General features: G+C 67.7%; 17 protein-coding genes, 1 tRNA gene and 2 pseudogenes. 10 read left to right on the top strand and 10 right to left on the bottom strand.

The window, feature by feature from the left end:
* Nucleotides 1-111: 111 nt before the first annotated feature.
* The gene (gene pyk / locus FHP25_RS37590; RefSeq protein WP_147852137.1) at nucleotides 112-1,524 is read left to right on the top strand and encodes a pyruvate kinase; all 1,413 of its coding nucleotides are present in this window, start codon (nucleotides 112-114) and stop codon (nucleotides 1,522-1,524) included.
* A gap of 122 nt (nucleotides 1,525-1,646) precedes the next feature.
* On the opposite strand, the gene paaK is transcribed toward pyk, so the two are convergent.
* From paaK to FHP25_RS37570, 4 genes are all read right to left on the bottom strand, one after another.
* Nucleotides 1,647-2,933 (bottom strand): phenylacetate--CoA ligase PaaK, encoded by a 1,287-nt coding sequence (gene paaK, locus FHP25_RS37585; RefSeq protein ID WP_147852136.1) that lies wholly within the window; start codon nucleotides 2,931-2,933, stop codon nucleotides 1,647-1,649.
* A 20-nt stretch (nucleotides 2,934-2,953) separates the two neighbouring features.
* Nucleotides 2,954-5,656, bottom strand: coding sequence for a DUF2339 domain-containing protein (locus FHP25_RS37580; protein ID WP_147852135.1), 2,703 nt, complete (start codon nucleotides 5,654-5,656; stop codon nucleotides 2,954-2,956).
* Between the two features lie 123 nt (nucleotides 5,657-5,779).
* Nucleotides 5,780-7,012, bottom strand: a complete 1,233-nt coding sequence (locus FHP25_RS37575) for a metal-dependent hydrolase family protein (protein WP_147852134.1) — start codon at nucleotides 7,010-7,012, stop codon at nucleotides 5,780-5,782.
* A 138-nt stretch (nucleotides 7,013-7,150) separates the two neighbouring features.
* Entirely contained in the window at nucleotides 7,151-7,984 is an 834-nt protein-coding gene (locus FHP25_RS37570; RefSeq protein ID WP_147852133.1) for a crotonase/enoyl-CoA hydratase family protein, read from the bottom strand.
* Here FHP25_RS37570 and FHP25_RS37565 point away from each other — a divergent pair.
* Both FHP25_RS37565 and FHP25_RS37560 read left to right on the top strand, forming a co-directional pair.
* Nucleotides 7,937-8,326, top strand: coding sequence for a hypothetical protein (locus tag FHP25_RS37565; protein WP_147852132.1), 390 nt, complete (start codon nucleotides 7,937-7,939; stop codon nucleotides 8,324-8,326). The genes FHP25_RS37570 and FHP25_RS37565 overlap by 48 nt on opposite strands.
* 41 nt (nucleotides 8,327-8,367) lie before the next feature.
* Nucleotides 8,368-8,442: transfer RNA gene (locus FHP25_RS37560), tRNA-Thr, on the top strand.
* A gap of 194 nt (nucleotides 8,443-8,636) precedes the next feature.
* Here the strand turns inward: FHP25_RS37560 and FHP25_RS37555 are convergent.
* Both FHP25_RS37555 and FHP25_RS42810 read right to left on the bottom strand, forming a co-directional pair.
* Complete coding sequence (locus FHP25_RS37555) at nucleotides 8,637-10,388, bottom strand: adenylate/guanylate cyclase domain-containing protein (protein ID WP_147852131.1); 1,752 nt, start codon at nucleotides 10,386-10,388, stop codon at nucleotides 8,637-8,639.
* Nucleotides 10,389-10,648: 260 nt separating this feature from the next.
* Complete coding sequence (locus tag FHP25_RS42810; protein WP_178134088.1) at nucleotides 10,649-10,831, bottom strand: helix-turn-helix domain-containing protein; 183 nt, start codon at nucleotides 10,829-10,831, stop codon at nucleotides 10,649-10,651.
* A gap of 99 nt (nucleotides 10,832-10,930) precedes the next feature.
* Between FHP25_RS42810 and FHP25_RS37545 the strand changes: the two genes are divergently transcribed.
* Nucleotides 10,931-11,548, top strand: a complete 618-nt coding sequence (locus FHP25_RS37545; protein ID WP_147852129.1) for a LysE family translocator — start codon at nucleotides 10,931-10,933, stop codon at nucleotides 11,546-11,548.
* 118 nt (nucleotides 11,549-11,666) lie between these two features.
* Nucleotides 11,667-11,837 (top strand): hypothetical protein, encoded by a 171-nt coding sequence (locus FHP25_RS41195; RefSeq protein WP_178134087.1) that lies wholly within the window; start codon nucleotides 11,667-11,669, stop codon nucleotides 11,835-11,837.
* Nucleotides 11,838-11,918: 81 nt separating this feature from the next.
* On the opposite strand, the gene FHP25_RS41190 is transcribed toward FHP25_RS41195, so the two are convergent.
* Nucleotides 11,919-12,134: a hypothetical protein gene (locus FHP25_RS41190; RefSeq protein WP_178134086.1), complete on the bottom strand. Its 216-nt coding sequence runs from the start codon at nucleotides 12,132-12,134 to the stop codon at nucleotides 11,919-11,921.
* On the opposite strand from FHP25_RS41190, the gene FHP25_RS37540 reads away from it, so the two are divergent.
* From FHP25_RS37540 to FHP25_RS37525, 5 genes and pseudogenes are all read left to right on the top strand, one after another.
* Nucleotides 12,118-12,549, top strand: a complete 432-nt coding sequence (locus tag FHP25_RS37540) for a DUF6328 family protein (protein WP_218578912.1) — start codon at nucleotides 12,118-12,120, stop codon at nucleotides 12,547-12,549. The two genes, FHP25_RS41190 and FHP25_RS37540, sit on opposite strands and share 17 nt — an antisense overlap.
* Before the next feature lie 391 nt (nucleotides 12,550-12,940).
* Nucleotides 12,941-14,170, top strand: coding sequence for an SMP-30/gluconolactonase/LRE family protein (locus FHP25_RS37535; protein WP_147852128.1), 1,230 nt, complete (start codon nucleotides 12,941-12,943; stop codon nucleotides 14,168-14,170).
* Nucleotides 14,171-14,476: 306 nt separating this feature from the next.
* Nucleotides 14,477-14,815: pseudogene (locus FHP25_RS42805) on the top strand (L-lactate permease); the annotation flags it as partial.
* Nucleotides 14,811-15,074, top strand: a pseudogene (locus FHP25_RS42800) (L-lactate permease); the annotation flags it as partial. The pseudogenes FHP25_RS42805 and FHP25_RS42800, both read left to right, overlap by 5 nt.
* A 481-nt stretch (nucleotides 15,075-15,555) precedes the next feature.
* On the top strand, nucleotides 15,556-16,056 hold the full coding sequence (locus FHP25_RS37525; protein ID WP_147852127.1) for a thermonuclease family protein: 501 nt from the start codon (nucleotides 15,556-15,558) through the stop codon (nucleotides 16,054-16,056).
* Between the two features lie 157 nt (nucleotides 16,057-16,213).
* Here the strand turns inward: FHP25_RS37525 and FHP25_RS37520 are convergent, their stop codons facing one another.
* From FHP25_RS37520 to FHP25_RS37510, 3 genes are all read right to left on the bottom strand, one after another.
* Nucleotides 16,214-18,511: a xanthine dehydrogenase family protein molybdopterin-binding subunit gene (locus FHP25_RS37520; RefSeq protein ID WP_147852126.1), complete on the bottom strand. Its 2,298-nt coding sequence runs from the start codon at nucleotides 18,509-18,511 to the stop codon at nucleotides 16,214-16,216.
* Nucleotides 18,512-18,851: 340 nt separating this feature from the next.
* Nucleotides 18,852-19,364: a GlcG/HbpS family heme-binding protein gene (locus tag FHP25_RS37515; RefSeq protein ID WP_218578910.1), complete on the bottom strand. Its 513-nt coding sequence runs from the start codon at nucleotides 19,362-19,364 to the stop codon at nucleotides 18,852-18,854.
* Between the two features lie 176 nt (nucleotides 19,365-19,540).
* Nucleotides 19,541-21,139 carry a GMC family oxidoreductase gene (locus FHP25_RS37510; protein WP_147852125.1) on the bottom strand — a complete coding sequence of 533 codons (1,599 nt, stop codon included), beginning with the start codon at nucleotides 21,137-21,139 and terminating at the stop codon, nucleotides 19,541-19,543.
* Nucleotides 21,140-21,324 lie beyond the last annotated feature (185 nt).

Below are 21,324 nucleotides of genomic sequence, written 5' to 3'. Positions count from 1 at the left end.
GCGCTTTTCACATCCGTGCACTGAAACCATCGTCCGGCCCCCTATCGCCTGTAACGGGGGGGCGGCTAGACTGGCCGCGTCAGCCACAACGGACGGAGCCACCGCAGCGTCATGCGCCGCAACCGCTGTACCAAGATCGTCGCAACCCTGGGACCGGCGACCGCCACGCCCGAGCGCATCCGTGCCATCTTCGAGGCCGGCGCCGACGTGTTCCGGCTCAACTTCAGCCACGGCACGATCGACGACCACCGTGCCCGCGTCGACATCCTGCGGCAGCTGGAGCACAAGCTGGGCCGGCCGATCGCCATCCTGATGGACCTGCAGGGGCCCAAGATCCGGCTCGGCACCTTCACCGGCGACAAGGTGACGCTGAAGACCGGCGCCGCCTTCCGGCTGACGCTCGACACGCAGCCCGGCGATGCCAGGCGCGCGCCCTTGCCGCATCCGGCCATCTTCAAGGCGGTGCAGACCGGCAGCACGATCCTGATCGACGACGGCAAGGTCCGGCTGCGCGTGAAGAAGCACAGCGACGACACCATCGACACGGAGGTCGCGGTCGGCGGCGAGGTGTCGAACCGCAAAGGCGTCAACCTGCCGGACGTGCTGCTGCCGTTGTCGCCGCTGACGGAGAAGGACCAGAGGGACCTCGCGGCCGGCCTCGAGCTGGGCATCGACTGGGTGGCGCTGAGCTTCGTGCAGCGCGCCGCCGACATCGCCGAGCTGCGCAGGCTGGTCGGCGACCAGGCCGCGATCATCGCCAAGATGGAGAAGCCGGCGGCCGTCGAGAACCTCGACGATATCCTGGCGCTGGCCGACGGGCTGATGGTGGCGCGCGGCGACCTCGGCGTCGAGCTGCCGCCCGAGGACGTGCCGCCGATCCAGAAGATGATGCTGCGGGCCGCCCGCAGCGTGGGCAAGCCGGCGATCGTCGCCACGCAGATGCTTGACTCGATGGTGAACGCACCGACGCCGACCCGCGCCGAGGCCTCCGACGTGGCCACCGCCGTCTACGACGGCGCCGATGCGGTGATGCTGTCGGCCGAGACGGCATCCGGCAGCTATCCGCTCGAGGCCGTGTCGATCATGGACCGCATCCTGGCGCGCGTCGAGAAGGACCCGACCTACCGGCAGATCATGAACGCCAGCCGGCACGACCCCGAGCCGACGGCGGCCGACGCGATCAGCGCCGCCGCGCGCCAGGTGGCGCACACCCTGTCGGCGGCGGCGATCGTCACCTACACGACATCGGGCTCGACCACCCTGCGCGCCGCGCGCGAGCGGCCCGATGTGCCGATCCTGTGCCTGACGCCGAGGCTCAGCACGGCGCGGCGCATGCCGCTGGTGTGGGGTGTGCATGCCGTGCAGAGTCCTGACGCGCACAACTTCGCCGAGATGGTGAAGCGCGCGCAGCAGGTCGCCCTGCGCGAGGAGATGGCCAGGGAGGGCGATCGCCTGGTGGTGACCGCCGGCGTGCCCTTCGGCACGCCCGGCGCCACCAACATCCTGCGCATCGCGCGGGCGTAGGTCGTCACCGACCGTCATCCCGAGCGCAGCGAGGATCTCCTGCGGAGGGCGTACGGCACGCTATTCGCGGGAGATCCCTCGCTGCGCTCGGGATGACAGGTGGCGGTGTCTTCACTGGCCGATCAGCCCTTGGGCCGCAGGTCGATCACGCGCCTGGCCTTGCCGATCGAGCGCTCGACGCTGCCGGCAGCCGCGATCCGCACGCTGGCGGTGACGCCGCACATGCCCTTGACCCGCTCGGTGAGCGCGGCGCCGAGCACGGCGTGCTGCGCCTCGCCGACGTCGCCGCGCGCCTCCACGACGATCACCAGCGCGTCCAGCGGACCGTCGCGTGTCAGCTCCAGCACGTAATGCGGCGACAGGCCGTCGACCTTCAGGATCTGCTCCTCGACCTGGCTGGGGAACAGGTTGACGCCGCGCACGATCAGCATGTCGTCGCTGCGCCCCGTGATGCGCGCCATGCGCCGCATCGCCGTCACGCTGCCGGGCAGAAGCCGGGTCAAGTCGCGCGTGCGGTAGCGGATGACCGGCAGCGCCTCCTTGGTCAGCGACGTGATGACGAGTTCGCCCACCGCGCCGTCCGGCACCGGACGGCCAGTCTCGGGATCGACGATCTCGGGCAGGAAGTGATCCTCCCAGATCGCGAGCCCGTCCTTGCTCTCGACGAATTCCTGCGCCACGCCCGGCCCCATCACCTCGGAGAGGCCGAAGATGTCGACGGCGTCGATGCCGGTGCGCCGCTCGATCTCGTCGCGCATCGCTTCGGTCCAGGGCTCGGCGCCGTGAATGCCGATGCGCAGCGCCGTGTCGCGCACGTCGATGCCCTGGCGCTCGAACTCGTCGGCCAGCGCCAGCATGTAGGACGGCGTCACCATGATGACGCGCGCGCCGAACTCGCGGATGAGCTGGACCTGCCGCTCGCTGAAGCCGCCCGACATCGGCACCACCGTGCAGCCCAGCCGCTCGGCGCCGTAATGCGCGCCCAGGCCGCCGGTGAACAGGCCGTAGCCATAGGCCACGTGCACCACATCCCCTGCCCGGCCGCCGCCGGCCCAGATCGAGCGCGCCATCAAGTCGGCCCACCGGTCGATATCGCCCTGCGTGTAGCCCACCACGGTCGGCCGGCCGGTGGTGCCGCTGGAGGCATGCACGCGCACGCAGCGTTCGCGCGGCACCGCGAACATGCCGTAGGGATAGTGGTCGCGCAGGTCGGCCTTCAGCGTGAACGGGAATCTGGCAAGGTCGTCGAGCGTGCGCAGGTCGTCGGGATGCACGCCGGCGGCATCGCACTTGGCGCGATACGGCGCCTGGTTGGTCCAGGCGTGGCGCAGGCTCGCGCGCAGGCGCTCCAGCTGCAGGGCGCGCAATGCATCAAGCGACAGCGACAGTTCCGGAAAGGCAGAAGACATGCGCTTCGCATCCTCCGATATCAGGGACCTGCCGCCGGCGCCTTGGGCTCGTCGGTGAAGACGAGCCGGCGATAGAAGTAGGCCAGCGCCAGCAGCACCGCGCCCAGCCCGAGGAACGAGAAGACCCGCAGCAGCTCGCCCAGGCCCGACATGTCGACCAGGAACGCCTTGCAGATCGTCAGGCAGACGACCGCCATGCCGGCGTGGCGCGCCGCCGGGATGCGCCGCAACATGCCCAGCGCCAGCAGCGCCACGCCGAAGGCCAGCCACACCACCGAATAGAGATAAAGCTCAGCACCATCGGTATCGAACGGATCGCCGTCGAAAGTCGGATGGTACAGGTGCCGCACCTCGGCCGAGAGGAAGACGAAGAGCAGGAAGACGGCGCTGGCGCCGGCGATGGCGCGCGAGGCGGCATCGTTCGATCGCGCCAGCCACCACGCCGCAGCGGCGGCCAGGAGCGCCGGCACGGCGTAGCCCAGCAGCAGGCCGTTGACGATCGGCGTGGTGCCGACGTCGCCGCCCACGAACACCGGATTGAAGAGCAGCGACTGCACGAGGATGGCAGCGGCCACGGCCAGGCCGCCCGCGATCCGCCACACCCACAGGCCGACCGGCGAGGGCGACTGGCTGTCACGCATCAGCGCCAGCACGGCGAACACGCCCCAGGCTGCGACGTAGGTCGCGCGCTCGAGAAAATCCATATGCTCGCGCGCCAACCCATCGGGATGGAACAGGCTGCGGATCTCCAAGCTCACCAGCAGGAACAGGAACAGCGCCACGGCCGCGTCGACGACCACGGTCAGGGCGTCATCGGCGTAGAGCTTGAGGAACCAGCTGGCGATCCAGAACGCCAGCGCCGCGCCGCCATAGGCGTAGAGGATCCAGTTCACCAGCGGCCAGCTTCCCAGCGAATAGTCGAGCACCGACGGATTCACCACCAGCCGCACGCCGACGATGCCGACGATCAGCCAGCACAGCCCGCGCAGGATCGGCAGGTCGAGCTTCCAGGCGATCCACGCCACGGCCGGCAGCGCGAAGGCATAGGCCATGGTGATCCATTGCCGCTCCAGCTCCAGCGGGACCGCGGCCGCGATGAAGAACGCCACCCCGACCGCGACGAAGCCCAGGGCCTCGGTCGCGCCCGCCATGCTGAGCCGCCAGCGCGCCAGCCGCTCGGCCGCCACCAGGTAGGGCACGGCGAGGCCGAGGCTGATCAGGCCCCATGACGTGTCCGGCAGGCTGTGGCGCAGCGCGCCATAGGCCAGCAGCCCATGCAGGACGGCCGCGGCCACCGACAGGGCGGCCCAGAAGCCGGGACGCCCGGCATTCCACATCAAGGCGTAGGCGCCGGCGGCGAGCAGGCCGCCCAGAACGATGATGGTGCGCGCGAACGGCTCGACCTGCGTGAACGTCGTCTCCAGCCAGCGATCGCCGCGCCAGATCATGAAGGCCAGCAGCGACAGCGCCACCGGCGCCACGGCCAGCCACTGATAGCGCGGCACGTAGCGTGCCAGCGCGAATGCTCCGGCCGCGTGCAGCACCAGGCACAGCCAGCCGGCCGGCTGCGTTTGCGCGCCGGCGATGCCGAGCACGATCATCAGGCCCGTCACCAGGGTCGCAACCCAGACCTGCGCGACGACAGTCGCCGGCGCGTCGCCCTCCTCGCGCACCCGCTGCCAGGTGGCCCAGACGAAGAGGCCGGCAACAGCGACCTGGAACAGCCCGACCCAGATCAGCTCGCCGTCGTGGCTGGACCAGTTGTCCAGGCGCATCGCCAGCCACGCCAGCGACCACAGCGCATCGCCTGCAAGCACACCCCAGCCCAGCCACCACCAGCCGCGATGGCGGATCACGGCGAGCGTGCCGGTCGAGATCGCCAGCAGGTAGCCGAACAGCAACGGCACGTTGGGGGTGTCGCTGCCCAGGAAGATGGGTGACAGCACACCGCCGACGAAGCCCAGCGCCGCCACGAACGGGCCATGGCGCAATGCGAGGCCGATGGCCAGCGCCGTGAGCGCCATGGCAAGCACGCCGGCGAGCGGACGCGGGATGAGATCGTAGAGCGCCGCGGAGGCCAGCAGGGCGCCGAACAGCGACGCCACGCCAGCGGCCGCCACGGCCTGCGCGACACGCACGTCGCGCCCGCGCAGCCAATCGGAAAGACCGATCAGCGCGCCACCGAACACCGCGGCCAGCACGACGCGCACGGTGGGCGAAAGATAGCCCTGGTCGATGGCATAGCGGACGAGGAACAGCGCTGCCAGCGCCAGCGCGATGCCGCCCAGCCAGATGAAGAGATTGCCGCCGAGCTTCTGCTCCAGGGTCGCGCGTGACCAGCCGCCCGCGCCGTCCGTCCGTGCCGCCAGCGGCGGCGCCGTCGCAGGCTCGAGCGGCGGCGCTGGCGGCGGCATGTAGGGCGGCGGCGGTGGCATCGGCGCCGGCGGCGGCGGCATCCACGCCTGGCCGGGCGCCGGCATCCCGTAGGGCGCGACCGGCGGCGGCATGGCCACCGCCGGCGCCGGATCGGCCGGCGGCAAGACGGGCGCGCCGGCCGCAGCCTGGCCGCCGGCGAGCTGCGCCTGCAGGTAGCGGACCTGCTGCTCCAGCGCGTCGAGCCGCCGCTGCGCCGTGCCGGCGCGCGCGAAGGCCACGATGGCCAGGATCGGAAACGCCAGCACCGCAGCGCCGACCAGCAGTCCCAGGAGGACCCACTCATCCATCGCGATTGTTCCCAAGCCGCGCCCCTGTCAGGGGCGTCCTTCCCGGCGCACCGGGCTTGCCATGACGCACGCCGACGCTACGCAGCCACCGCGATCGGATCACATCCCTCCGGACAGGAGAGCCTACTGCGCCGCGATGCGCAGCGCATCGCTGGCCGCGGCGCGATTGTCACGCGCGATCACGCCGCGCTTGACCACCACGCGGTGGTATTCCTTGCGCGCCGCGCGGGTGATGTCGGCCAGCGGATCGCCGTTGACGACCAGGAAGTCGGCGACATTGCCCTCGCGGATGCGGCCATGATCGGCCAGGCGCATCAGGTCGGCGGCGCTGGCGGTGGAGAAGAACAGCGAGTCGCGCGGCGTGATGCCGATCTCGCACATGTACTCCAGCTCCATGGCGTTCTCGCCGTGCCGGTTGAAGGGCGTGCCGGCGTCGGTGCCCATGGCGATCTTGCAGCCGGCCGCGTAGTACATCTTCACCGAGTCGATATGCCGGCCGAAGACGCGCTGCGACTTCTCGATCACGTAGTCGGGGATGCTGCGGTCGCCCGACTCGGCGCCGCGCAGGATGTTCTTCACGGCCGACAGCGTGGGCACCAGCCAGGTGCCGCGCGACTGCATCTCCAGCACGCACTCGTCGGTCATGAAGATGCCGTGCTCGATCGAGGTGACGCCGCCGCGCACGGCGTTGAGGATGCCCTCGGAGCCCTGGGCGTGGCTGGCCGTGGTCCTGTTGAAGCGTGTCGCCTCGGTGATGCCGGCGGCGATCTCGCCCGCCGTGTAGTGGGCATCCTCCGGGTTGACACCCGGCGTCATGACGCCGCCGGTGGCCATGATCTTGACCAGGTCCGAGCCGGCATGGATCTGCTCGCGCACCGCCTTCACCACCTCGTCGACGCCGTCGGCGATGCGGCCGGTGCGGTTGCCGTGGCCGCCGGTCATGCAGATCATGCGGCCGGCGCAGCGCATGGTCGGCCCCAGGAAGCGGCCGGCGTTGATGGCGTCGCGGATCGCGAACTCGATGTAGTCCTTGCCGCCGCACTCGCGCACGGCGGTGATGCCGCCGTCCAGCGTCGCGCGCATGAACTCCATGCCGCGCACGGCGATCTGGGCCGCGGTCATGCGGTCCTGCACGATCCCGGGATTGCCCTCGGCGCCCGACAGCGAATGGACGTGGCAGTCGATCAGGCCCGGCAGCAGCGTGCCGCCCGACGTGTCGACACGCGCCCCGGCGAAGCTGACGAACTCACCCGCCGGCGCCAGCCGCTTGATGCGGCCATCCTCCTCGAGCACCGCGTGCCCGTCGATCGCCTTCTCGCCGTCGAAGATCTTGCCGCCGCTGTAGAGGGTCGCCATGGTTCCACCATGCTGAGCTGTTGAGATATCCAAAGCCCGCGTCCGTAGCACGGATCGCGGATGTCCGCACAAGACAAGGAAACAAGCAAGCGCTCAATTAGTGAATTTGCGCCCTCCGGACAGAAGGCACCGGCCGGCTCAGCTCTTGTCGCCCACCGCAAGGTCGAGGAAGCGCGGCGGCCGCTTCTCCTGCATGGCGCGGAAGGCCTCGGGCATGTCCTCGCCGTGGATGAAGGCGGCGTTCCACACGCTCATGTAGTTCAGGGCCTCGTCGACCGTGTGGTCGCGGGCATAGTTGATCATCTCCTTGCTGCCATGGACGGCGAGCGGCGACTTGGCGGCGATGTCGCGGGCAATGCCCATGACGTCGTCGAGCATCGCCTGCTGGTCGTTATAGACGCGGTTCACCAGGCCGCAGCGCAGCGCCTCGTCCGCCGGCATGTTGCGGCCGGTATAGGCCAGCTCCCGCACTAGGCCCTGCGGGATCAGGTGCGGCAGGCGCTGCAGGGTGCCGACATCGGCGGTCATGCCGAGGTCGATCTCCTTGATCACGAAGAAGGCGTCGCCGGTGCAATAGCGCATGTCGCAGGCCGAGACCATGTCGACGCCGCCGCCGATGCAGCCGCCCTGGATCGCGGCCAGCACCGGCACCCGGCACTTCTCGATCACGGTGAAGGAGTCCTGATAGGCCAGCAGCTCGCGGCGGAAGCGCTCGCGGCGGCGGGCCGGGTCGCCGGTGACCGCCGCGATGTCGGTGAACGCCGACAGGTCCATGCCGGCGGTGAAGTGCGGGCCGGTCGAGGAGATCACCACGACGCGCACATCGGCGCGCTGCGTGCCGATCTCGGCCGCGAAGACGTGGCGGATCTCCTGCCAAAAGGCACGGTTCATCGCGTTGCGCTTGTCGGGCCGGTTGAAGCGCAGATGCGCGACATGGTCGGCGACGCTGAAATCGAAGGTCGTGTAGCTCACGCGCGGCTCCCCGGATTGCCTGGTTGGCTCATAAGGCCCTGGCAACTGATTGTCGACAATCGCAAACCGCCGCCGCGCCAGAAATACCGAAAACTATTTTCGAATGATCTTTCAGTGACTTGGCGCCCACGCGCCGTTTTTCCGGAAGTGTCAGAAAGCAGCGACGCCCGCGACCGGACGTCCCTGCAGGAGATCGAAGTGGTCATGCCTGCCGTGCTCCATGGCGTGCCTGGCGACACTCACCCAGCCTGCGATGACTTTACACTGTACTCGTATAAAGAACAATATTTTTTGCGGCCCGCCGCAGCGGATGACCGCATGATCGCCTGTGCAAGGGGTTGAAGCGCCCAAGACGCTATGGCATACCCGCCGCCTCTTGCGGGGCTGCCGTAGCTCAGTGGTAGAGCACTCCCTTGGTAAGGGAGAGGTCGACAGTTCAATCCTGTCCGGCAGCACCAGTTTTCTCGTTGAAAAATCAGCACTTAAGGCCCGCCTGGCCGACTGCTGCCGCCCGCGAAAGCCAGCAACGGACCGCGAACAAGCGCATCGCCTGGTGGGGAATCAGTGGGGAAACCCCGCACCGGATGCGCCACCTGCTGGCCACCGAGGCCCTCGCGTTGGAGATGGACGGTGGCGTCCAGGGGCGCAGTCGCTACTCCGGCAGTCCGGCCAGCCGCGCGCCTTCCATCAGGTACTCGATGGCGTCTTCGCGAAAGAGGAGATGCTGCCGCTGCCAGCTCACAGTGCTCGTCGGGTTCAATTCCAGCAGGCGCCGGATCGCCGCCCGGGCTTCCTCCATCTGCCCGGCGTGGGCCAGCGCACTCCCGAGACACACGAATGTGGGGGCGTTGTGTGGGTTTTCCTGGGCTGACTTGCGCAGCCATGACACCGCTTCCGGCAACTGCTGCTGAAGCAAATGGCTGATTCCTCGTGCCAGGCTGAAAAAAGAAGAAAGCGGATCGAACGGGCTCAGACGCATGGCCCGATCAGCGTGGTCAATGGCCGTGGCGTAATCTTCCGCGAAAGTCCGCACGATCGCGCCCAGGCCGAATGCACGTGCCGAATTGGGATCCAGGACGATCGCCCGGTCGAGCCATGAAATGGCGTTCGCCAGATCGCGATCGAGATGGCCCAGAGCAAGGGCCGACAAGGTCAGCACGATCGAGTCGTTGGGCGCCAGCTGCACAGCCCGGTGTGCGAAGCGTACGCCCTCGGCGGTCTCCGCGGCTTCATCCTCCATCCAGCCATTAATCCACCGAACGTGCATCCAGGCCGCAAGACAGGCGTAGGCCTGGGCATAGCGCGGATCCAGTTCGATGGCGCGGCGCGCCATGCCTATGGCACGATCATAACTGTCGCGCGAATACAGCTGTCGCTCCCCGATCGCACGCAGCAGCCAGTCGTAGGCCTGCAGGTTTTCGGTGGGCTTGCGGTTCGCGCGCCTGATCTCGGCCTGCGTCACCGACGGTTCGATGGCGCCGACGACGGCCATGGTCACCCGATCCTGCAGGTCGAACACGTCCTCCAGGACGCTGTCGAACCTGTCGGCCCACAGCTGCGACCCGGTCTCCGAGTCGACGAGCTGGCCGGTGATGCGCAGCCGCTGGCCGGCCTTGCGCACACTGCCCTCCAGCACGTAGCGCACACCCAGCTCACGGCCAATCTGGCGGATGTCGATGGCCTTGCCCTTATAGGCGAAGCTGGAGTTGCGGGCGATCACGAACAGCGAGGAAATATGCGACAGGGCCGTGATGATGTCCTCGGTGATCCCGTCCGCAAAGTATTCCTGCTCGGCATCGCCGCTCATGTTCTGGAACGGCAGGACCGCGATCGACGGCTTGTCGGGCAGCGCCAGGGGCGGCGGCGCCGCCTGCGTCGCGCCGCCCGCTTTCAGCCGGTAGACCCGCACCGGCCAGGCGATGTTCTTCAGTTGTTGCTCGCCGGCATCCTCGAAGGCGATGTCGAGCTTGCCGCGCACATCCTCCTGGACCCGGCCCGAGACGCAGATCCCGCCCGGTGCCGCCAGCTCTTGCAGCCGCGCCGCCACGTTCACCCCGTCGCCGAAGATGTCGTCGCCGTCGATGATGATGTCGCCAATGTTCACGCCCACGCGGACCTCGATGCGACGCGCCGCCGGAACATCGGCGTTGTGCTCCGCCATCGACGCCTGCACCTCGGCCACGCAGCGCACCGCGTCGACCACGCTGGCGAACTCCAGCAAGAGGCCGTCGCCGGTCGTCTTCACGATCCGGCCGCTGTGTTCAATGATCCTCGGGTCGATCAGGTCGCTCCGCAGCGCCTTGAGCGCCGCCAGCGTGCCGCTCTCGTCGCGGCCCATCAGGCGGGAGTAGCCCGCCACATCGACCGACACGATCGCCGCCAGTCGTCGCTGCTCGCGGGGCATTGCGGTCCCCAAATCGCGCCCGGTGCCTTGCACTGTAGGGATTAGACCCATCACAGGCAACCGTGGTCAATGTCCGCTTCAGGTCATGGGACTAAACCGCTCGCGCGGCAGTGTGGGGCGACGAGTGGTGCGCGCATCGGAGCGATCAAAGGGAGGGTTCTGTTGGAGGATCGGGGTGCTGAGCTGAACCTCAGCTCACAACAGGAGCACTCCCATGACCGACACGCCTGTCAGCCCGCGCCCGATCGTGCGCACGATTATCAGTAGTCGCTTACGCGGCGCCCGGGAGTGGCGCTGTTTCGTTCACGCAGGATCAACGGAACACCAATCACAGCGTCGACACCGTGCACCGCGTGACGGACCACCGGCCGGGTTATCCGGAGCTGCTCGGCGGTGCGGCTGAAGCTCTGTGTCCGGCTGAGGGAAACCAGCACCCGAAGCATCGGGATGCTTATATTACCTGCGATCATATACTATAGAGCATCTTTCATTTTACTCATGCGAAAGCTGCGAATAGGGCTGCTCCGATTTCTGGAGCACCGATGAGCCATATCCCGCAATTGCTGGCAATCGCCCTGGTCTTCCTTCTCGCGGCGATGAGCCCCGGGCCGGACTTCCTCGCCGTCACGTCGCGCGCGCTGGCCAGCCGGCGGGAGGGCTTCCAGGTTGCGCTCGGCATCACGGCCGCGATCCTCCTTTGGGCAATGTTGGCGATGTTCGGGCTGGGTGTCCTTCTCGTCCGCGCCACCTGGCTTTACATGGCGATCCGTGTCGCCGGCGCGCTTTATCTGATCTACCTCGGCGTCAGGATATTGCTGACAGTGCGCCAGGCCCCCCAACGAACGATGACCGCAAGCACGGCAACGACGTCGCAATCGGCCTGGCGGAGCGGATTTGCAATCGGCATCACCAACCCCAAGACAGCTGCGTTCTTTGGCAGCCTGTTCATCACGGTGCTGCCGCTCGACGCGCCATTTTGGGTTCAGGCAGCGGCGCTCGTCGTTGTCGGCGCCGTCTCGATTGGCTGGTTCGGCTTTGTCGCCCTGGTATTCTCGACCGAGCGGATCAGAGTTGCCTATGCAAGGATTCGGCGGCCGATCGATGCGATCTTCGGCGCCATCCTTGTGATTCTCGGATTCAGGCTTGCCCTGACGCCATGATCGTCTTGACCCGAATACCGGACAAAGGCGATGGCGGACAGCGGCTGCCCTCTCCTTCCACCTTTGCGATCGGGCAGGATGGCTTTCCAGCTTCGCGTAGGTGCTGGGCAGGCTCGGCATGGCGAACGAGATCATCCTGGCTATGGCCGATCTTCGCGACGTCACCGCGTTCGCCGCCGAAAATGCCGCGGATGCACTGGAGATTTTCGAGAGATCGCATCCTTCAGATACCGTCCTCGGGATGCGGTCGACGCCGCGTGGACGCTTGCGCGCGGGGGCCGGCGCGTGAAGGGGCTGCGAGATGCGGCTTGTGTCGCCCTCAAGGCGGCACAGGAATCCGGCGACGCAGCGGCAAGCCAGGCTGCGCGGGCTACGATGTGCGCGGGATTTCGCAGCCTGTGCCGCCGGGCCGGCGGCGGATCGGCCTGCCGTGGAACAAGCCGACCGAACGAACGTTGCCGTTCGATTGAAGGTGCCATGGCGAGACCAGCACGATCCAGGCGATGTCCGAATCAATGCAAAAAATATCGTTGAAGGAAGAGGCCACGCACGCCATCGAAGAAGCGCGCATGATTTTGCCCGGCATTCAGGCGCTCTTCGGCTTTCAGCTCATCGCCGTCTTCAACGAGCGCTTCGAGAAGGCGCTGTCCTCGTCCGAGCAGGGGCTTCATCTTGCCGCAACGTGCCTGGTTGCGATCGCCGCCGCGTTGCTCATGACGCCGGCGGCATTCCAGCGGCAGGCCGAGCGCGGCATCATTTCCCGGTACTTCGTCGACCTGGCCTCGCGCCTCATATGCGCCGCCCTGCTGCCGCTCGCGGCGGGCCTGGCTCTGGACATCTATCTCATCGCACGGTTGATCCTCCACTCCGCCGCTCTGGCCTGTTCGATCGCCGCTGTCCTATGGCTCGTCTTGGTTGGACTTTGGTTCCTCTATCCGCGCGTCCGGAAAGGACGGAAGACCGTGGTCACGGAGATGCCCCGGCGGCAACCGACGCCATAGGCGTTCGAATGTTTCAAGGCGGTCCCCGCTTCCGCCCACATGGCCGAAAGCGGAGATCAGGGAGCACTCCTGGGCACCTGGTACCTGGAATCGCGGGCCGCTGATACACCCGTCATCCCGAGCGCAGCGAGGGATCTCCTGCGAGTGACGCACCGTGCGCCATTCGCGGGAGATCCCTCGCTGCGCTCGGGATGACAGTCGCGACTGGCCTCCATCAAGCTGGTCTTGCAGGTGGCATCCGTCCGCCCCGACGATAGATGCATCCTCAGCTTCCCTGCAACTTCTTGACCGCGGCGCGGACCCGGCGCTAGCGTCGCCGCAATCATCGACCGTCGCGATAACGGCGTAGCGTGTCCGAAGTGCTCCAACAGGCCATCGGGAGGGACACACGATGAAGCATTCCGAAAAAGTCGAGGACCCGGGCAGCGCGGTGATGTCGCGTCGCACGCTGGTCGGCGCCATGGGCGCCGTGACGGCGGCGGCGGCCGCGGCGCCGGCTTTCGCCCAGGCGCAGCCGGGGCCAGTGGCGCCGCCCAGCACCATCACCACCCCGCCGCGCGACTTCAGCCCGCGCGGGGCGCCGACGACCTACTTCACCGACCCCGATGTGCTGTCGGTCGATCCGCTGTTCAATCAATACGCCCAGCCCAACAGCGCCATCCAGCGGCTGTGGACCGGGGCGCTATGGATGGAAGGCCCGGCATGGAACGCGCAAGGGCGCTATCTCGTGTGGAGCGACATCCCCAACAACCGGCAGATGCGATGGATCGAGGATGACGGCCATGTGAGCGTGTTCCGCATGCCGTCCAACAACAGCAACGGCAACACGTTCGATTTCCAGGGCCGCCAGCTGTCGTGCGAGCACCTCACGCGCCGCGTCGTGCGCTATGAGCTCGACGGCTCGGTGACCGTGCTGGCCGACTCCTACAACGGCAAGCGGCTGAACTCGCCCAACGACGTCGTGCCGCATCCCGACGGCAGCTACTGGTTCACCGACCCGCCCTATGGCGGCCAGCTCTACGAGGGCGCGCCCGACGCCGCCGGCGGCCCCAGCAATGCAGGCGGCCGGCTCAAGCCGCGCCTGGGGCAGGCGGCCGAGATCGGCAGCGCCAAGCGCGAGCTGCCGACGAGCTGCTATCGCATCGACCCCAGCGGCCGCGTCGACCTCGTGGTCCCCGAGGACCAGGTCCCGGACCCCAATGGCCTGTGCTTCTCGCCGGACTACAAGAAGCTCTATGTCGTGAGCACCGGCAAGGGGCCGGGCGACACGGGCCCCGGCGGCAAGGGCGATGTGCATGTCTTCGATGTCGGCACCGACAACAAGCTCTCCAACCGAAAGCTCTTCAGCGACTGCATGGTCGATGGCGTGAAGTGCGGACCGGACGGCCTGCGATGCGACGTCGATGGCAATGTGTGGATGGCCAGCAACGCCGGCCGCGCCGTGGGCTACAGCGGCGTGACGGTGTGGACGCCGGAGGGCAAGCTGATCGGCCGCATCCGCATACCGGAGATCTGCGGCAACGTCTGCTTCGGCGGCCCCAAGCGCAACCGTCTGTTCATGGCCGGCAGCCAGTCGCTCTACGCGGTCTATGTCAACACCCAGGGGGCGGCGCCGGGCTGACCTTCCACCGCGCCGGAAGGGCGCGATCACCTATGCTGCCGTTCACCCCTCGCCCGCAGTGGCGCAGGGCTGTCCAGGAAACGTCCCTTCTCCCCGCGCAGGCGGGGAGAAGGTGCCTTGCCAGGGCATACTGTCAATCGCATGGTGCGCGATTCAACCGGCCGCGCCTGACGGCCGGATCCCGCCGTGGCCACAGCCAGCGTTGCCGCGACGTCAACGACAAGGGGTGTTCGTTCACGACCCGATGAAGGTCCAGGAACACGCCGGCCTCGAGTTGACGATGCAACGCCCACGCCAGGGATGCTCATGTGGAACCAGACCTACGATCCGTTCGGCAGCACGACGCTGTCGACCCTGGCCGCGGCGGCGCCCGTGGTCACGCTGCTGGTGCTGATCGCGAGCAACAAGGTCAAGGCTCATGTCGCGGCGATCATCGCCCTGGTCGTCGCCAACCTGGTGGCGATCTTCATCTTCACGATGCCGGCCAACATGTCGATCCGCGCCACCCTGCTGGGCGCGGTCTCGGGCTTCTTCCCCATCGGCTGGATCGTGCTGAACGTCATCTTCATGTATCAGCTGACGCTGTCCACCGGCCGGTTCGAGATGCTCAAGCGCGCGGTCGGCGGCGTGACGCCGGACCGGCAACCTCCAAAAGATCACCTCCGAGCAGCTGGGGCTGCCGCCCGTGCTGATGGCCGCGGCCAACTCATCCGGCGGCGTGATGGGCAAGATGATCGATGCGCAGTCGATCGTGGTGGCATCGACCGCGACCAACTGGTTCAGGCACGAGGGCACCATCCTGCGCTTCGTGTTCTGGCATTCGATCGTGCTGGCCTGCCTGGTGGGCGGCCTGGTGATGCTGCAGGCCTACGTCCATCCGTTCAGCGCGATGGTGCTGCACTAGCCGACCACCCTTCACGCTCCGCCTCATCGTCAAAGCCGGCATCTGCACGGCAGGGTTGGTGTTGGCTGCGCATGGCGCTTCGTCTTGCGGTCGTCAAAAAGACGCGACCACCACCTTGGATGTTCATGATTTGGGCAGGGATTAATTTGCATCAAACGCCTGTTGTTCACGTTCCATTGACATGATGTTCACAAAAATAACGACATCTTTCGCGAAAGTGCAAAATTACGTGAATTTAAGGACATAAAGGGAACATTGTCTCTGAATTGTCATGAAGCGATCGCCTGCCGCCGCACGATCAGGACACGAATCAGGGGCATTGACGCCAAACGGTTCAACCGCCGCATGGACCATCTCGCCTCCTTCAGACGCCCGGATGCGGTGGGCTCGCCAAATGCCACGGGGCCGCGCACGACGGCGCTTGCCGCGCCGATGACGCGCTTGCCATGCCGCCTGCGTTCGTGTTCCCTGACAACCTCGTATGAAGCTTCGCCTCCTCGTTGCCCTTGTCGTGTGCAGTGTCGCGTTGAGCAGCGCCCTGCGCGCTGAGACGATCCTGTCGGGGACGGCAGCCGGCCTTGACGAAGATTCGATCGCCCTTCAGGGCCAGCGTGTGCGGCTCTGGGGCATCGACGCGCCGGCGGTGGAGCAGACCTGCAAGCGCGGCGGCAAACCGTGGACATGCGGACGGGATGCGGCGCGCGCGCTGAGCCACCTGGTGACGGGCAAGACCGTACGCTGCCTGGTGATCGTCGAGGACAAGCTGCGGCGCCTGATCGTCGGCGACTGCACCCTGGGCGGTGAAAGCCTGTCGCGCTGGATGGTGCGCAACGGCTGGGCGGTCATGAACCCGCGCCAGACCGACGCCTACGCCAAGGAGCAAGCCGAAGCCAAGGAAGCCAATCGCGGCATCTGGTCGAGCGAGTTCGAGATGCCCTGGGACTGGCGCATCCGCCAGCGGATGAAGGGCAAGCAGCCGTAGAGGCCTTAACCTCTCCCGCGAGCGGGAGAGGTCGACGCGCGCGACAGCGCGCGGCGGGTGAGGGGCAAAGCACGAGGCGCCGTGTCTGTGATCCCTCACCCTCCCATGGCGCGTAGCGCCATGGGCCCCTCCCTCTCCCGCTTGCGGGAGAGGGTTCTTACTCCCTCGCCGCTTGGATCGCTTCCCAGACGCGGTGCGGCGTGGCGGGCATCTGGATGTTGCGCACGCCCAGCGGCCAGAGCGCATCCATGATGGCGTTGAGCGTCGTGGGGGTGGAGCCGACAGTGCCCGACTCGCCGACGCCCTTCACGCCCAGCGGGTTGCTGCGCGCCGGCACCGAATCGTCGAGCGTGTTGTTGAATGTCGGCAGGTCGTCGGCGCGCGGCATGGCGTAGTCCATGAACGATCCGGTCAGCAGCTGGCCGCTGTCGGCGTCATAGACCGCGCCTTCGAGCAGCGCCTGGCCGATGCCCTGGGCGCAGCCGCCATGGATCTGGCCGAACACGATCGGCCGATGCAGCGGGCGGCCGACATCGTCGACCGTCGTGTAGCGTGCGATCTCGACCTTGCCCGTGTCGGGGTCGATCTCGACCTCGGCGACATGCGCGCCGTTGGGCCAGGCGATGCCGTCGACGCTGTTCACGTTCTCGATGAAGATGCGCTTCTGCGGCTGCCGCGCCGCCAGCGCGAACAGGTCGACCGCGCGGTCGGTGCCGACGATGCGGAAGGTGCCGGCCTCATACTGGATGTCGCCGACGGCGGCCTCCAGGGCATCGGCGGCCAGCTCCCTGCCCTTGTCGAGCAGCTTCCGGGTGCCCGACGCCACCGCCGAGCCGCCGATATAGGCCGAGCGCGACCCCATCGAGCCGACGCCGCCGACCTTGTCGGAATCGCCCATGGCGATCTCGATCTTGCCGGCATCGATGCCCAGCAGCTCGGCCGCGAGCTGGGTGAAGCTGGTCTGCAGCCCCTGCCCCATGCCCTGGGTGCCCATCCAGATGCGCAGCTTGCCGTCGCCCAGCACCTCGTAGTGGGCCATCTCCTGCAGCACGTTGGCCGAGGTCCACTCGACATAGGTGGCAAGCCCGCGGCCATAGAGCTTGCCGCGCGCCTCGGCGGCCGTCTTGCGGGCCGCGAAGCCGTCCCAGTCGGCCGCCTTGAGCACGCCGCTGAGGAACAGGTCGAAGTCGCCCGAATCGTAGGTCTCGCCCATGGCCGTCCTGTAGGGCATCTGCGACGGCTTCACGAAGTTGCGCCGCCGCAGCTCGGCCGGGTCGATGCCGGTCTGGCGCGCCGCCGTGTCCATCAGCCGCTCCAGGTCGAGCAGGCATTCCGGCCGGCCGGCGCCGCGATAGGCGCCGATGGTCGCCGTGTTGGTCACCACGCAGGCCAGCCGCAAATCGAGTGTCGGGACGTCGTAGGTGCCGGTCACCACCTTGGGGCCGACGAACAGCGGGATCACGACGCCGGCGCGCGCCGGATAGGCGCCGATATTGGCCCAGGCCTCCAGCCGCAGGCCGAGGATGCGGCCGTCCTTGTCGAGCGCCAGCGACGCGTTGTGCAGCTGGTCACGGCCGGCCGTCGTGCCGGCGAACTCCTCGCCGCGCTCGGCGCGCCACTTCACCGGCCGCTTCAGCATCTTGCAGGCCCAGACCGCCACCGATTCGTCAGGCTGGATGCCGACCTTCATGCCGAAGCCGCCGCCGATGTCGCGCACCAGCACGCGCACCTTGTCCTTGGGCATCTTCAGGATCGTGTCGCACAGCGTGTCGCGGGTCACCGACGGATTCTGGCTGCCGATATGCACGACCATGCGATCGCCGTCCCACTCCGCCAGCACGGCGCGCGGCTCCATGGCGTTGACGATCAGCCGCTGGTGCTCGATCTCCAGCGAGACGACATGGGCGGCGGCCGCGAAGGCAGCGTCGGTCCTGGCCTGGTCGCCGATGCGGTTGACGGCGATGATGTTGCCGGGCGCGTCATGCCACACCAGCGGCGCGCCCTCGGCCAGCGCCGACCTGGTGTCGGCCACGGCCGGCAGCATGTCGTAGTCGATCTCGACCAGCTCGGCGGCATCCTGCGCCTGGGCGCGTGTGGCGGCCAGCACCGCCACGACCGGCTCGCCGACATGCCGCACCACCTCGTGCGCCAGCGAGCGGCGCGGGGTCATCTCGGGCTTCTTGCCGTCGGCGCGCGGGAACATGGCGGGGAAAGCGAAAGTGTCGACACCGTCGGCAGCCATGTCGGCCCAGGTGTAGACCGCCACCACGCCAGGCGCGGCCTTCGCCGCCGCGATATCGATCGACCTGATCGCCGCGTGCGCATGCGGCGAGCGCACCAGCACCATCTCGACTTGCCCGGTCCGCGTCACGTTGTCTGCGAACCCGCCCTTGCCTGTCAGCAGCCGCTGATCCTCAACTCGACTGATGTACTGAGCCTTGCCAAACGCCGCCATCGATCGCTCCGCGAAATACCCGTGCAAAAAGGTGGCGGACTATAGCGGCTGGCACGCCGGGGGAAACAGCTTCCAGCGCCGCATGGCCGGCCAGTGCGGATCGCCGGTGCATCGAGCGTGCCAGGGCTCCGCCGTACCGGCTGGTGCACACCAGACCTTCTCCCCGCGAAGGCGGGGAGAAGGGGCTTCCCGGGCAGCGGGAATGACCGTCACGATGTGTGAAGCCGACAGCGAGGACGGAGGAGCCGCGCCTCCCCGCGGCGAACCATCCGATCGCATCACACCAGCGAAGTCACTTGTCAGCGAAGTCACTTGTCAGCGAAGTCACTTGTCAGCGAAGTCACTTGGCGGCGCTGGCACCGGCCTCGGCAACCTGGGCATCCTGGTTCGACATCACACCCGAGACGCCGATGCCACCGATGATCTTGCCGTCGGCGCCGACGATCGGCACGCCGCCTTCCAGCGGCATCAAGCCGGGCACCGCCAGCAGACGCAGATTGCTGCCGCCCTGTCCGATCGCATCCTGCAGGGCCTTGGTCTGCCGACGCAGATTGACCGCGGTCGTCGCCTTGCCGATGGCGATATCGACGCTGCCCTGCTGGGTGTTGTCGATCTTCACGAACATCACCAGCTTCGATGCGCTGTCGACGATGGCGATGGCGACCGGCCAATTGTTCTTGTTGGCCTCAGCTTCGGCCGCAGCCATCGCCTTCTTCGCCGCGTCCAGCGAGATGCCAAGCCCGTAGGCGGGTGGGGCCGCGGCCGTCTGTGCGTGTGCCGCGGCGAAAGGCAGGGACGCCAGCATCGCGGCCGCCACGACGAAGCCGACGCGCGCGCAACAATAGTCGGTCATGATGTTCCTCCCGGGGCGCGGCGTTCATTGTTCTCGGACACGGGCAAGCCTGCCTGATCCCAGCCGCGCCGCCGCAGTATGCAAGCCCGCGCAGCGGCGCCGTTCATCGGGGCATCGCGCGAGCCGTCACTTCCCTGTGAGGCACAAAAGGGTAACCAGCTTTCGCCGCTGAGAGTTCACAGGGTCGCCTTGGCGTCCGCGCGGATCATGGCGGCTCCCTTCTCGGCGATCATGATGGCGGGCGCGTTAGTGTTGGTAGTCGTGACGCTGGGCATGACCGACGCATCGATCACGCGCAAGCGCTCGATGCCATGAACGCGCAGGCGGGAATCGACGACCGCCATGGGATCCTCGCCCATGCGGCAGGTGCCGACGGGATGATAGACGGTCGTGCCGGTGCGGCGCGCGAAGTCGGCCAGGCTGTCGTCCGACTCGGCCTGCCGTCCCGGCACGGTTTCCTCGATACAATGCTGCGCCAGCGCCGGGGCGGCGAAGATGCGCCGCGCGTGGCGGATGCCGGCGATCAGGACCTGCATGTCGGCGGGCACGGCGAGATAGTTCGGCCGGATGACAGGCCGCGCCAGCGGATCGGGCGACGCGGCCATGATCGTGCCGCGGCTTTCCGGGCGTGCGATCGAGCAGGCGATGGTCATGCCGGGCGCGCGTTCCAGATCGCCGAAGCGCTGCTGATCGTAGCTGGCCGGCGAGAACAGAAGCTGGATGTCGGGGCTCGCCAGGCCCTCGCGGCTGCGGCACAGGACCATGGCGCTGCTGACCCCGAAGGTGAGCGCGCCCCGCCCCACCGTCAGCCAGCGCACCACCTCGCCGGCCAGCCGCAACCCGCGCGACAGCTCGTTGATCGACACGGCGCTCCTCACGCGCTGCGAGACGCGCGCGCAGTAATGGTCCGAGAGATTGGCGCCGACGCCGGGCAGGTCATGGGCGACGGCGATGCCGATCGACTGCAGGTGCGATCCCGGGCCGATGCCCGACACCTGCAGCAGGTGCGGCGAGTTCACGGTGCCGCCCGACAGGATCACCTCGCGCGCGGCATGGAGCGTGCGCTCGGCGCCGTTCTGGCGGATGGCGACACCGGTGCAGCGCCGCCCGTCGAACAGCAGCCGCGTCGCGACGGCATTGGTCTCGACATGCAGGTTGGCGCGCCCACGTGCGGCGCGCAGGAACGTCGTGGCCGTCGATCCCCGGAAGCGGCCGTTGCGCGACATCTGGGAATAGCCGACCCCTTCCTGCTGCGGACCGTTGAGATCGGGGCTCAGGTCAAAGCCGGCCTGCTGCGCGGCTTCGACAAAACGATGCGTCAGCGGCAGGACCGTGCGGTAGTCCTCGACCTGCAGCGGCCCGCCTCTGGCGCGGTTGGGCCCGTCGCCCGACACATAGTTCTCCGACTTCATGAAGTAGGGCAGCACATCGTCCCAGCCCCAGCCGCGGCAGCCGCGCTGCGCCCAGCCGTCGTAGTCGGCGGCATTGCCGCGGATGTAGAGCATGCCGTTGATCGAGCTGCTGCCGCCCAGCACGCGCCCGCGCGGCCAGTGGATCGTGCGATCGGCGGTGCCCGCGTCCGGCGCGGTGCCGTAGTTCCAGTTCACGGCGGGATTGCGCAGCAGCTTCAGCACGCCGGCCGGGACATGGATCCAGGGGTTGCGGTCGCGCGGGCCGGCCTCCAGCAGCACGACCCGCGCGCCGTCCTCGCTCAGCCGATTGGCCAGCACGCAGCCGGCGGAGCCGGCGCCGATGATCACATAATCCGCCTGCATTGCAGCTCTTCTCCCTCCTGCATCCCGACACCTCGCCCCGCGAGAGCGGGGAGAGGGAGGTGTACAGACCGATTAGATCGGTGACGGAATAGACCGGATACATCGGTAACAGTTTTGGCATGGAGGTGAGCATGCCGTGGCTGGAGACCGATGCGATGAAGGAGCGTAGGCGAGTGGTGCTGGAT

This window comes from Vineibacter terrae (genome assembly GCF_008039615.1).
GTDB lineage: Bacteria > Pseudomonadota > Alphaproteobacteria > Reyranellales > Reyranellaceae > Vineibacter > Vineibacter terrae.
The sequence above is the reverse complement of the archived record's forward strand: the minus strand, read 5'-3'. Positions and strand labels throughout refer to the sequence as shown.

Excerpts from the sequence above, each read along its gene's own strand:
- pyk (WP_147852137.1), top strand. The coding sequence starts at position 112 with ATGCGCCGCAACCGCTGTACCAAGATCGTCGCAACCCTGGGACCGGCG.
- paaK (WP_147852136.1), bottom strand. The coding sequence starts at position 2,933 with ATGTCTTCTGCCTTTCCGGAACTGTCGCTGTCGCTTGATGCATTGCGC.
- FHP25_RS37580 (WP_147852135.1), bottom strand. The coding sequence starts at position 5,656 with ATGGATGAGTGGGTCCTCCTGGGACTGCTGGTCGGCGCTGCGGTGCTG.
- FHP25_RS37575 (WP_147852134.1), bottom strand. The coding sequence starts at position 7,012 with ATGGCGACCCTCTACAGCGGCGGCAAGATCTTCGACGGCGAGAAGGCG.
- FHP25_RS37565 (WP_147852132.1), top strand. The coding sequence starts at position 7,937 with ATGCGCGACATGGTCGGCGACGCTGAAATCGAAGGTCGTGTAGCTCAC.
- FHP25_RS37555 (WP_147852131.1), bottom strand. The coding sequence starts at position 10,388 with ATGCCCCGCGAGCAGCGACGACTGGCGGCGATCGTGTCGGTCGATGTG.
- FHP25_RS42810 (WP_178134088.1), bottom strand. The coding sequence starts at position 10,831 with ATGCTTCGGGTGCTGGTTTCCCTCAGCCGGACACAGAGCTTCAGCCGC.
- FHP25_RS37545 (WP_147852129.1), top strand. The coding sequence starts at position 10,931 with ATGAGCCATATCCCGCAATTGCTGGCAATCGCCCTGGTCTTCCTTCTC.
- FHP25_RS41195 (WP_178134087.1), top strand. The coding sequence starts at position 11,667 with ATGGCGAACGAGATCATCCTGGCTATGGCCGATCTTCGCGACGTCACC.
- FHP25_RS37540 (WP_218578912.1), top strand. The coding sequence starts at position 12,118 with ATGATTTTGCCCGGCATTCAGGCGCTCTTCGGCTTTCAGCTCATCGCC.
- FHP25_RS41190 (WP_178134086.1), bottom strand. The coding sequence starts at position 12,134 with ATGCCGGGCAAAATCATGCGCGCTTCTTCGATGGCGTGCGTGGCCTCT.
- FHP25_RS37535 (WP_147852128.1), top strand. The coding sequence starts at position 12,941 with ATGAAGCATTCCGAAAAAGTCGAGGACCCGGGCAGCGCGGTGATGTCG.
- FHP25_RS37525 (WP_147852127.1), top strand. The coding sequence starts at position 15,556 with ATGAAGCTTCGCCTCCTCGTTGCCCTTGTCGTGTGCAGTGTCGCGTTG.
- FHP25_RS37520 (WP_147852126.1), bottom strand. The coding sequence starts at position 18,511 with ATGGCGGCGTTTGGCAAGGCTCAGTACATCAGTCGAGTTGAGGATCAG.
- FHP25_RS37515 (WP_218578910.1), bottom strand. The coding sequence starts at position 19,364 with ATGACCGACTATTGTTGCGCGCGCGTCGGCTTCGTCGTGGCGGCCGCG.
- FHP25_RS37510 (WP_147852125.1), bottom strand. The coding sequence starts at position 21,139 with ATGCAGGCGGATTATGTGATCATCGGCGCCGGCTCCGCCGGCTGCGTG.